This window comes from Legionella lansingensis (genome assembly GCF_900187355.1).
GTDB classification, from domain to species: Bacteria; Pseudomonadota; Gammaproteobacteria; order Legionellales; family Legionellaceae; genus Tatlockia; species Tatlockia lansingensis.
Genome location: NZ_LT906451.1, coordinates 2102337 through 2113940, shown reverse-complemented (window position 1 = coordinate 2113940; position 11604 = coordinate 2102337). Strand labels below are relative to the sequence as shown.

Here is an 11604-nt window from a genome sequence, read left to right as displayed (position 1 = left end):
CCATGTGCGTTTATTTTGCGTTACTGGTAAAGTCGGCTATTATATACCCATTCAAAATGAAGTTGCTACTTTTTATGATTTTTAGAACTCGCTTTGCCCCTAGTCCCACGGGTTTTCTTCATGTAGGTGGAGTGCGCACCGCTTTATTTTCCTGGCTATATGCAAGACACCATAAAGGTGAATTTATCTTGCGAATTGAAGATACTGATCAAGAGCGCTCAACACAAGAATCCGTTCAAGCTATTCTCGATGGTATGGAATGGTTGGGCCTGAATTATGATGCGGGTCCTTTCTATCAAACGAAACGCTACGGGCGCTATCAGGAAATTGCGCAAACGCTCTTGGAAGAAGGTAAAGCTTATCGCTGCGAATGTAGTAAGGAGCGACTTGAAGCTTTACGCGAGGCTCAGCTCGCGGCTAAAGAAAAACCTCGCTATGATGGTCATTGTCGTGATAAAGATTTACCAGCAGGAGATGGACAAGTCATTCGCTTTAAAAATCCACACATGGGCACGGTCTCATTTACCGATCAGGTTTATGGTGAAATTCACATTGATAATAGCGAGCTGGATGATTTGATCCTGGTCCGCTCAGACGGTCACCCTACCTATAATTTTGCAGTGGTCATTGATGACTGGGACATGGAGATAACACATGTTATTCGTGGTGATGATCATATCAATAATACCCCTCGGCAAATTAACTTATTCAAAGCCTTGAATGCCCCGGTTCCTGTGTATGCACATTTACCTATGATCCTTGGGGATGATGGTAAGAGACTGTCGAAGCGTCATGGGGCAGTGAGTGTATTGCAATTTAAAGAACTGGGTTTTCTGCCTCATGCCTTGCTAAATTATCTGGTCCGTTTAGGTTGGTCCTATGGCGATCAAGAAATCTTTACACTTGATGAAATGATTAGCTTCTTTGATTTAAAGAATGTGAGTCGCGGCGTTTCAAGTTTTAATTATGAGAAACTAAATTGGTTAAATCAACATTACCAAAAAAACGATCCTCCAGAAGAAGTCGCAAAGGCTCTAAAATGGCATTTTGACCAACGTCACATCGATCTAAATCGAGGTCCCAAGTTGGCCGACCTGGTTAGCATACAGGCTGAACGTTGTAAAACCTTGGCAGAAATCTGCGAAAAAAGTCTCTATTTCTATCAAGATAAAATAGAATATGACGAAGACGCGGTAAAAAAACATTTAAGACCAGTGGTATTGCAGCCACTTGAAGCGTTGTATGAAAAATTAAGTCAATTGCAGAGCTGGGATAAAGACAGTTTGCAGACATGCATCAATGATGTTAGTGCGGCATTTGACATCAATATGAGTAAAATAGCTCAGCCTTTACGTGTTTCAGTGACAGGAAGCAGCACGTCCCCCGCCATTGATATGACCCTCACATTGTTGGGGAGGGAGCGTACTTTGATTCGCTTACAACAGGGTTTGGAACGTATTCGCGAACGAGCAGCTGCAGGGAATCAATAAACCCGAGACAAGTTCATGACTTTAGAGCAACTGATTAAGTTGTTGCACTGGCTTAGTAGTCCGGGCGGGAAGTGCCCGCTAGTTAATGACAATATCGTTTCTGAAGACCTCCATAAATTACATGCTGAATGTAAAGCCATGTTAGGAGACTTGTCTGTCACCGGCGAAAACGATCGAAGCTCGCAGCAAAAATCAACCGATCTGATCTCTGTAGAGAATACGGATCGGTTTTTACAATTCTGCCTTACGGAGTTAAATACCCAGAGTGATGAAGGGTCTATAAATCTGCATAAAGCAATTCTTCTTTGGCTTGTTCGCACACATGATGCTTTGAAGGGCAAGAAAGCGGAGCAAATGATATGCGGACAAAAAATTGCTGCTGTATTTAGTTGTTTTCTTGAGAGACAAGAAGAAGCTGTTATTTTTTATGAAGAAAATAAACCATTACAACAGATCTATCCCATAGGGGCGCAACTCATATCGGTTCACAAAAATAAACTGCAAGCAGAAGCAGAAGAGTTTACTCTGTCCATGCTCGTAGAAAACATTACAGAACAATTAGGAGAAATCAAAACGCCATTATCGATCGTATCTTTATTTAAAACATATTTTGACAGACCGCTATATCTAGCCGCTTATATTATTTGGATGTTAACGAAAGGGGTAGATGAACGCGATATTATTGGTTCCGGTTTATTGCATGATTTTTTTATGTTTCACGTGCACATGCTTGGTGAAGAAAATAATCCTATCCCTATACTTTATCGTCAACTAAGAGCAAGTGAAAGAGGACAAAAAATTGTTGAGCTTGCTATGCAAACAAGTGCAGGCTCGGAGGCTTTTAAACATTATAACTTACAAGGTAATCAGTCTTCTGCTACCGATCTTATCCAGGTCGAGTTGAATGAGCCTGTTTTTATAAAGATCGGTTCATCTTCCTTGTTTGACCAATTATACGAACGATTTGGAACAGAATTCCTCTATCAGGCATTTATCGCCAATTATAATGAGAAAAAAAATAACATCATACTAACGTCTGCTTTAAATCTTAAAGGTGCTGTCTTTGCAGCTGTACCACAGCTAATCAATAAATTATTGGATGCCTTTAGGGGGGAGGGGCTTTCTCTGAGGCTTAAAGCTCTCTCTAAGCTGATTTCATATGAATCTTTTGAAGTGCATCTGTTGGCTAAGAAGAACATGCTCGTTTTTTTTCTGATCGTTGATCGGGAGGACATGCGCACTTTGTTTACTTATGAGGATTTTGTTAGTTATATCCAAACGCTACTTGTTGATGACGTTATCCATAATAAGAAAAAATTTAAATTGCTTAAGAGACTTCAATCTTGGTACCACGAAAATGATGATCATGAGAAAAGTCATTATCTCTATCAGCAAATGGTTAATTTGTCATTAACTCATGAGGAAATAGGATGTAAAGACAGCACTATTCATCTACTTCGTGAGCGCTATGAAGAACTGATGGAGCAAGGTGACAACAGTGATGTTTCTTCCGAGATGGAGAGTGAGGATGAATCCATCACCTATGAATCTATCATGGCCAATGATAAGGAAGAGTCTAGTGATGCTGAGGAGAGTTTCCCTGAAGTCGAACTACAGTTTTCTACGTTAGAATTCCTAGAAAAACAGCAACATCAGTATGAAAGTCGATGGCAACAACGTTGCCAACGTATACTTGGGAAAGATGTCTTTGCTCAGAGGGATTATGAGGAGTTGCGTGAGGATTGGCAACTGATTGTGAGTAAGATGAATTTTTTTCTATCTATCCGTTCAGCGAATTCAACATTGTCTTCCGAATACACACAGCTAAAAGAAACCCTTATCAAAAAGCGTTTTCATCTGTTACAAGAGACGTTTGATCTGGAAACGATGCTACCTGCTTTATTTGATTTGAATGATGAGCAAGCCCTTTTTGAATGCCAACAAACGTTGGTCAATCTATTGTTGGAGAGTATTAGTGAGAAGCTAGCTATTCAAATAATCATGGTGCTGAGTCGTTACAATCGGCATTGGTGGTTGATCTCATGGCATAAGGATAAAAAATCGTTGTTGGAAGAGGCGGTTAGTCGCAAGAATGAATTCTTGATGACCTACCTGCTTGCTCAAGCTCGCATCTATTTTGATAAGTTGACTTTTTTAAAGGCATTTAGGGCTATTATCTGGGAAGAAGACCTCGCGTTGATTAACTTATTTCTAATTCCTGAAATGATTAGTCAATTGGATGAAGCAGATATTCGTTCCCTTTTTATGGCTGCCTTAAGTATAGAATCAACGCAAGTATTAGCGCTTTTACTTGAAAAGAAACAATTATGGGAATTGTCTGAAGAACTTCAAAGCACTCTCATATTCCAAGCAGTGGAACTCGGCTTTGATGAAGGATTGTCGCTAGTATGTCGAGCAGGTTCTGAACCTTTAGAATATGATCTTGCCAAAGCTCTAGGGTTAGCGGTGGTATGGGGTCATTGGCGGTGTGTGGAAGTCATATGTGCATTATCAGACAATTTTCCAACTCAGACGAGGTTGACTTCAATCTTTCGCCGCATTCTGAGAGAAATGGAGCCTAGGGAACAGCTACGTTTTATAGAAATTTGTAAGAGTCGTTTTACTTCTGACTTGATATGGGAAGGAGTACAGTACTGTCGTCATAATGGAAATAAGGAGACACTGGATTTTTTAATTTCTTTAAGAGAGGACAACGGGGAGAGAAAGTTAACCAAACAAGATGTTGCTGCTGCAATTCTTTCTGAGGTTGCGCCGAACGGTGACAGTGCTATGTTGAGCGCGATTTATAATGATTTTCCCGATGATTTATTGCCCGACTCAGCAGTAGAGCAAAAAGCGTTTGAAATAGCATGTCAAAATCACGATACCCAAATGATAAGGATCTTGATCGATAATGATCCTGAGCAATTATGGACTATGACCTTGACTGAAGCGGCTCCACGTATCAAAGATCAGATAATGTTTAGTCTTAGGCTAATTGATGCCAAGATTTTGGATAACCAACTGATACAAGCAGTCTCTAAGGGCAAATTGCAATGTGTCAAGGCAATTATGCTGGTCATTGCTCAGACTCACCGGCGAGTATCGCTGCATTCCTTGAGCGAACTGGCTGCAAAAGAAGGGCATCCACATCTGGTTGCTTGGTTTGATGAAATTCACGCTCTTGATAGCTATAGAAGGTTGAATCCTGTACGGGGAGACAAAACGCCGCTAGCTAAGGCTTATGAAATCCTTGAAGATTATACCAAGTGCGATTCACGACTTTTGCGTTTTTTTACTGGGCATTGGAACCGGCATCATATCGCTGATGTCAATAAAATCATGAGAGCCCCCCCGAAAAATCTAGAAACCTTGCTCTTAGAACTGCAAAAAATAAAGCTTGTGAATTCCCAGGGATCCTTAGCTCGGCGTATTACGTACATTAGAGATTTTCTCTTACCATTAGCTGATGACAATGACTTGTCATCAGAACGTAGCGAAGAATCTCTCCTGAATCTTGGTAGTTAATTTCTTATCAGACATTTATCCCTTTCTCTATTGAATGATAGTGAGCATTTTCAGGGTGATAACTGGATCTGATGTCAAAATGGGAGTGAGGAATGATTCTAAGATGTTTAATGTCATCCAATCGCAGATTTCTCCATTGCGGAAGACCGCCGGATTCGCTTTCACCACCAAATTGGTAGCAATGAAGGTGCTCCTTGCCTCCTAAAATGCCGTAGAGATAAGGTTCAAGCAATCTTTTCTTACCATGATAAATGCATTCTATTTGATGGTGTGATTCTATTGCTTGGCAGAGTATTTTTTTATCCTTCGCTTCCATAACCTTCATTTTTGGTTCATTTATATATATTGTAGCTATGCTATCCTCTAAAAAACGTTCCCGGGCAGCGGATGGATAGCACCAAGATGGCCTGCTGCGAATATTGTCTTTTCATTGCTCATTTCAAAGTGGCCACCTATTATTTATAGAATCATAGGAAATGAAGTTATGAAGAACACGACTAAAAAAATCTCAGATATTATTAGTCAAGAAGATATTCCGGCCATCATGGCTGATGAGGAAGGAATAATCACTCAGATTAATGATGCTTTTCATAAAGCATATGGCTGGAAACGACCACAAATTTTAGGCAAGCCTCTTATCACTATTATCCCCAAGGAGCTTCACACAGCACATGATATTGGTTTTTCTAGATTCTTAAACACAGAGCGACCAACACTTCTTGGCAAACCTTTAGTCCTGTCTGTTGTGCTTGCTAACGGTGGGAATTTAGCTTCTGAGCATGTCATTTATGCTGAAAAAAAACATGGGAAATGGACCTTTGCTGCAACCATTCAACCGTTGGAACATGAAGAATGAATGAAACACTTAATTATCAAATAAGCCAACTTAGAGACACCATTACAAAAATGGAGCTCATATTTAATGCCATTGATGAAGGGGTCATTTGGGTTAACAAAAAAGGGAATATTCAATGGTGTAATAAAGTCTTTGATGAGTTAGTTGGCGAGACCCATATTACGCTTTTAGGGAAGAATCTCTTTGAGGTATTTGATAAGATGCAGATTCACCCATTGGATTCCGCCTATGGTAAAGAACAATTATTTAATGAAGAACATGATGGGTGGATATCATTTGAGTTTTGCAAAATCGCCGAACAAGAAGAATATTACCTAATTTCTGTTAACAGGTTTGGAGCTACCGAAGAAGAGAAATCATATCTTATTATCTTTCGCAATATAACTGAACAGAGAAAAATTCAAAAACAATTAGAACACTTAGCACACTATGATTTGCTAACAAATCTTCCGAACCGTCGGCAATTTGAAGCCCAATTTGAACGTGAACTTGCTACGTCGCTGCGTCATAAAAGAAAATTCGCTGTACTTTTTATCGATGTTAATAAATTTAAACAGATTAATGATACCTTTGGCCATAAAGTTGGCGATTTATTTTTAGTAACTTTGGCTGAACGCCTAAAACGCTCTATACGTAATGAAGATTTTGCTGCACGAATTGGTGGTGATGAATTTATTGTTATCGTCACTGAAATTGAAAGTTATGATAAAGCGGAAAAGGTTGCCCAGAAAATTTCCAGGAAATTGTGCGCTACTTACACTTTATCTGGTAATAAGATCGAAGGTAGTGTGAGCATAGGTATAGCTTACGTGCCCAGAGATGGTCATACCATGGAAGAAATTATGGCGATGGCAGATGAAAGGATGTATCAACAAAAGAAAGAAAAATAAAGTCTTGAAATTTTATTCAGAGCCGCTATGCTTGTATGGCTGTGGGCCGTTAGCTCAGCTGGTAGAGCAGGAGGCTCTTAACCTCTGTGTCATAGGTTCGATCCCTATACGGCCCACCAATCTAGTCATCTGCGAAAATTTGTCCGTTATAGATAAAGTTCGTGGTGATTAAACCCTCCAAGCTTTTCAAAGAAATAAATCATGAAGCAAGATAGCGAAGTTATTACCAAGTATGAACTGAAGAAATTGCCACAATGGATTAGTCAGTTAATATTTATGGGGCGATGGTTACAGGCGCCCTTATATCTGGGTTTACTCTTTGTTTTAACGGCCTATGCTTATCGATTTATAACTGAACTTTTTCACTTAATGGCTCATATCAATAGTGCTGATAACACGCAAATCATGCTCGGTGTTTTAGATCTAATCGATGTGGTGATGATCGCGAATTTGTTAATCATGGTGATTATGGGAGGCTACGAGACTTTCGTCTCGAAGCTAAATTTACATGATCATCCCGACCAGCCAGAATGGCTTGATCATATCGATGCAGGTGCCATGAAAATTAAATTAGCACTCGCTTTAATCGGTATTTCTTCCATTCATTTATTGCGGACTTTTATCGATCCTAGCAAGCAAAGTTATGATAATGTCATGTGGCAAGTTGTCATCCATTTAACGTTGTTGGTATCTGCGTTAGCCATTGCATATACCAATAAGCTATTGGCACAAACAAATTAAGCTTGTGAAATGGATGAGGAGATTCTTTCCAGGATCGAGGATGTTTATCCAACTATGTCATCCCCGCATAGGCGATCAAAATCTCATGTCATTCCAGAATGGATTCCCGCCTACGCGGGAATGACACAATTTAATGAACAATTTTGTAATTGTCATCTCAAGCAGCAATTTTTAAATTTTTTACCACTCCCGCAAGAGCAAGGGGCATTCCGAGCTATCTTGGTTTTTGTTTTACCATCTTGATTCTTAGGCTGATGGCCTGTTGTGTAGAACCACGCTCCTTCATGATATTCAAATTCACTCAGTTCATGAATTTGGGTAATCTTATTATCGTCTTTAAAGGTGGCAATAAATTCAACATAGCCCTTATCAGGAATCATCTTGTCCAGATAGGCGTGTAGGACACGCAAGCTTATCCAGGTCACTTGTGCTGCCCAAGTAGTGGCTTCTATGGGATTGAAACCCGTTAATGCTTGTCCACGCATGGTTTTTTTTATGTAATCAATATTAGCTTGGGTATAAGCTGTATAGCGTGAGCGCATCAAGGCTTCAGGTGTTGTAGGTAGAGCACGATTCGTCACATATGGTTCACAGCAGGTCTGATAATCTCGTTGTGAACCACAAGGGCAGAGATTCATGTTTATTCCCTCATTATTTATCGCTTTCGTGGAAAAGAGTAGGTAAGTATAATCGCGGTCTCAACTATATAAAGAATAAATTACATAATCTAAAGGACTACCAGTATGATTATATTATACCAATTCCCTGGTGTTTGGGGCCTGCCAAATGCCAGCCCTTTTTGTTTGAAGGTTGAAACGTATTTACGTATGGCTGAAATTCCTTATGAAATCCGCTTTGTAAGGAACCCCAAAAAATCACCGAAAGGGAAACTTCCTTTTATCAAACTTGATGATAAGACGATTCCGGACAGTGAGTTAATCATTAATTATCTTATAAATAAGTTTGGGAATTCATTAGACAGGAATTTGACTAAAGAGCAAAGAGCGTTATCAGTCCTACTTGAGAATACTTTCTCTGAACATTTGTATTGGATCATGCTTTATTTTCGCTGGCAAGATGAGGCAGGTTGGTCCCATATACGCAAAGCTTTTTTTGCTAAATTGCCAACCCTTGCAAAGTTATTTATCCCTGATGCTGTGCGTAAGGAGACGAAAAACGCTTTATATTTACAAGTTAGTGGCCGTCATAGTGCTCAAGAAGTTCGTGAAATGGGTTTTAAAACATTAGATGCTATCGCGATTATGCTCGGTGAAAAAAAGTATTTTCATGGTAATGAAATTACTAGCATTGATGCTACAGCCTTTGCCTTTTTAGCAAATATAATCTGGCTACCTTTTGAAGATCCCTCAAAAATTCATCTGCGAAATCATAAAAATTTGCTTCATTATTGCGATAGAATTTGGGGTAGTTTTTATCCTGAAATGCCTAAACCATTTGCTATTATCTAGAGTGCGTTTGCGGCTGTACTTTGTAATTTAAATAAAATTTGTGACAAAACGATAAGCCTAGACTTTGCTTTGCAATGATAGTTTTATTTGTTAAGATTTAATTCGTTTAAATAACATTGAGGTCGGATATGCCAATCATTAACAGTACTCGTGTGCAAAAGAAAGAAAAAATTAAAGCTGAGATCAGCAGTGAAACCTTTGACATGATCAATGAGTATTGCGCCTGGGCGAATATTGATGATATCGGGTTTTTTATTGAAGAAGCAGCAAGTTTTGTTTTTGCAAAAGATCGTGATTGGAAACAATATAAAAAGGCAGCAAAAAGACGCGCCGAAGCTACTCAAGCTTAAAGGAAATATTAAAGGCGTGCCTATTATTTGGCCGCCTTTATTTTTACTCACATACTTCAGGACAGCCTGGCTTGGTAATAAATCCTTTGTTTAAAACGATAAGAGGAAAAAAGATCACGAAAATAAGGAATAACCCACTTAATAGAGCATAAAGGAATTTGAAATTTAAATACGAAGATGCGGGTGGAATAAAACTTACTCCAAGGCCGATACTAATTCCTAAAAGTCCCAGAAAAGACCAGATAATAACGATAATAGGGAGCTTGTTTGCGCTGAAACCAATCCTGAGTGCACTTAGAAAAAGCAAGATATACATCAATAAGTAAAGTTGTGTCGCAGCATTTAACAAGATCCTATAAGACGCATTTATTGAAGGGAAAATTAAAAACAGACAGCTAATAATCGATACAATCAACGCTTGTAATGTAAGAAGTCTTGCTGGCGCATGATTGGGATTCATTTGCATCAGCTTGGGACTAAGAAATCCTTCATCAATCGCAAAGCTTAGACCTTTAATTGGAGCGATGATCCAGTTATTTGCGGTTCCGATGCAACCCAAAGCAATTAAGCCATTGATGAAAAAAGCCATTTCGCCGCAATGCATTTCACGAAAAAACAAGTCAATTAATTGAGGAATACTGCTGATAAAGCTTAATTGTTGTAGAGGGATGATCATGGCCAAAGTTAGAGCGCCAAATAACATAGTAAGGAAGATCACGATAACCGAGATAATCATTGCCTTGGGAAAGGAGCCTGGCTGGCTTTCTTTTGCGTGAACTGCAGCTATTTCAAGCCCACAAAAAGATAGCATAATTGCTGTTAACGATGTCCAAGAAGAAGCATTAACCGTAGGGGACTGAATGATGATATTGTAACTATGGGTAAAATACCAAACTCCTCCCATGGCAAGAATAATCGTAAAAGGAAGCAATAATCCCACCAAAGTACAAAAACTATTGAAGCGGCTGGAGACATGTATTCCTTTTAAATTAATCCATGTTAACCCCCAAATGAGGCTTAGGATAATAAAAAAAACGAAATGATGGTTGGTGATTAATTTTGGTGAAAAACCATATAAAAGAGTACCAGCAATAAAGCTAAAAAAAGTAGGATAAATAAGAACATTTTGCACACACTGAAACCAAATGGCCATACAGGCAAACGGCTGCCCTAATCCTTGCTTAACCCAACCATAGATACCCTGATGGGATGTTGTTGAGAACCATATTGCAATGAAAGCACAAGGCAGTAAAAAAAATATCAAAGCAAGTAGAAAATAATGTACCAATTGATTACCCGCCATCGCTGCGGCCGGCAGATTGCGAATACTGTCTACTGAGCAAATTGTAATTAAACTGAGACTTAGTACAGAGAGTTGTTTGTTCATTTAAAATCTCAGGGATAAACAACTTAGGCCGCCATCAATTTTTCTAAATTCGCTGACATCTAAAGTGCGCACTGAGAGACCCATATCTTGTATCATCTTTTTTGTCTTAGGAAAGCCAGCAGGCATCAAAACAATTCCATTTACGAGGATGCAATTGGCAGCATAAATCTCTGTTGCTACAACAGGAAGTTGTTTAAACTGGCTAAATTGCGGATGATTTATCAATTCACCACTTACCAATAAATACCCATGGCCCAGATAGCTCACACCTGTCTTAAGATGCAGAAATTCTCTTAACACGATGGTAGAAGCGGTAAAACCAAGGGCTGTTAATAACTGACTTATTTGTTGAGCTCCCTCCACATTTGTTCTTTGTGACAAACCGATGTAAAAATGATCATCGATTCTAAGGATATCCCCAGCATCCACCGTTGCAGGTGTAGTTATTCTGGTTATGTTGTCCTTATAAAATGCATTAAGTATGGGGGCTATTTCGAAGACTTCTCCCTGTCTTGATTTGGCACCTGGATTGGTGAGTATGGCTAATTTTTCAGTCAATAATGCCACATCTTCAACAAAGCAAGAATCAGGATAAGCCTCGAGAGGATTAAGTACGCTCACTTCCACACCACAATCAACTAAAGCTTGAACATAGTTTTGATGTTGCACAATAGCTAAATCATAATCAGGTACACCGAGTTCTAAGAAAGTGGTTAGCCCAGCCACCAAAGAGGGTGCGGGGGGTCTGACAATCGCATTCACGAACATAATCTATCCTTAATTTAGTTGTCTTGCGCACTTTTTAGCGGCTGTAAAAGTCGCAATGTCCCGTGGCGTTGTTCGCGCTCCCCTCACCCGCCGCGCTGGGCGCGTCGACCTCTCCCCTCGTGGGA

At 39.4% G+C, this 11604-nt stretch carries 11 protein-coding genes and 1 tRNA gene; 8 read left to right on the top strand and 4 right to left on the bottom strand.

Annotated elements, in window-relative coordinates:
* Window positions 1-74: 74 nt before the first annotated feature.
* The gene (gene gltX, locus CKV79_RS09610; protein ID WP_028372723.1) at window positions 75-1490 is read left to right on the top strand and encodes a glutamate--tRNA ligase; all 1416 of its coding nucleotides are present in this window, start codon (window positions 75-77) and stop codon (window positions 1488-1490) included.
* A gap of 15 nt (window positions 1491-1505) precedes the next feature.
* Window positions 1506-5018 (top strand): DUF5617 domain-containing protein, encoded by a 3513-nt coding sequence (locus tag CKV79_RS09605; RefSeq protein ID WP_028372724.1) that lies wholly within the window; start codon window positions 1506-1508, stop codon window positions 5016-5018.
* A gap of 7 nt (window positions 5019-5025) precedes the next feature.
* Here the strand turns inward: CKV79_RS09605 and CKV79_RS09600 are convergent, their stop codons facing one another.
* Entirely contained in the window at window positions 5026-5343 is a 318-nt protein-coding gene (locus CKV79_RS09600) for a WYL domain-containing protein (protein WP_051546098.1), read from the bottom strand.
* 159 nt (window positions 5344-5502) lie between these two features.
* On the opposite strand from CKV79_RS09600, the gene CKV79_RS09595 reads away from it, so the two are divergent.
* From CKV79_RS09595 to CKV79_RS09580, 4 genes are all read left to right on the top strand, one after another.
* Window positions 5503-5874 (top strand): PAS domain-containing protein, encoded by a 372-nt coding sequence (locus tag CKV79_RS09595; protein WP_028372725.1) that lies wholly within the window; start codon window positions 5503-5505, stop codon window positions 5872-5874.
* Window positions 5871-6764 (top strand): diguanylate cyclase domain-containing protein, encoded by an 894-nt coding sequence (locus tag CKV79_RS09590; protein ID WP_028372726.1) that lies wholly within the window; start codon window positions 5871-5873, stop codon window positions 6762-6764. The genes CKV79_RS09595 and CKV79_RS09590 overlap by 4 nt, the downstream gene beginning before the upstream one ends.
* A 43-nt stretch (window positions 6765-6807) precedes the next feature.
* Window positions 6808-6883: transfer RNA gene (locus CKV79_RS09585), tRNA-Lys, on the top strand.
* Window positions 6884-6965: 82 nt separating this feature from the next.
* A complete protein-coding gene (locus CKV79_RS09580) occupies window positions 6966-7505 on the top strand; it encodes a TIGR00645 family protein (RefSeq protein ID WP_051546099.1) in 540 nt (179 codons plus the stop codon).
* Between the two features lie 152 nt (window positions 7506-7657).
* Here CKV79_RS09580 and CKV79_RS09575 read toward each other — a convergent pair whose 3' ends face one another.
* Window positions 7658-8143 (bottom strand): YchJ family protein, encoded by a 486-nt coding sequence (locus CKV79_RS09575; protein ID WP_028372728.1) that lies wholly within the window; start codon window positions 8141-8143, stop codon window positions 7658-7660.
* Between the two features lie 105 nt (window positions 8144-8248).
* Here CKV79_RS09575 and CKV79_RS09570 point away from each other — a divergent pair, with 105 nt between their 5' ends.
* Both CKV79_RS09570 and CKV79_RS09565 read left to right on the top strand, forming a co-directional pair.
* Entirely contained in the window at window positions 8249-8974 is a 726-nt protein-coding gene (locus CKV79_RS09570; RefSeq protein WP_028372729.1) for a glutathione S-transferase family protein, read from the top strand.
* Window positions 8975-9102: 128 nt separating this feature from the next.
* Window positions 9103-9324, top strand: a complete 222-nt coding sequence (locus tag CKV79_RS09565; protein WP_035915113.1) for a hypothetical protein — start codon at window positions 9103-9105, stop codon at window positions 9322-9324.
* A 43-nt stretch (window positions 9325-9367) separates the two neighbouring features.
* Here the strand turns inward: CKV79_RS09565 and CKV79_RS09560 are convergent, their stop codons facing one another.
* Together CKV79_RS09560 and CKV79_RS09555 are read right to left on the bottom strand one after the other, a co-directional pair.
* On the bottom strand, window positions 9368-10711 hold the full coding sequence (locus tag CKV79_RS09560) for an APC family permease (protein WP_028372730.1): 1344 nt from the start codon (window positions 10709-10711) through the stop codon (window positions 9368-9370).
* Window positions 10712-11479 carry a dimethylarginine dimethylaminohydrolase family protein gene (locus tag CKV79_RS09555; protein WP_028372731.1) on the bottom strand — a complete coding sequence of 256 codons (768 nt, stop codon included), beginning with the start codon at window positions 11477-11479 and terminating at the stop codon, window positions 10712-10714.
* Between the last annotated feature and the right edge of the window lie 125 nt (window positions 11480-11604).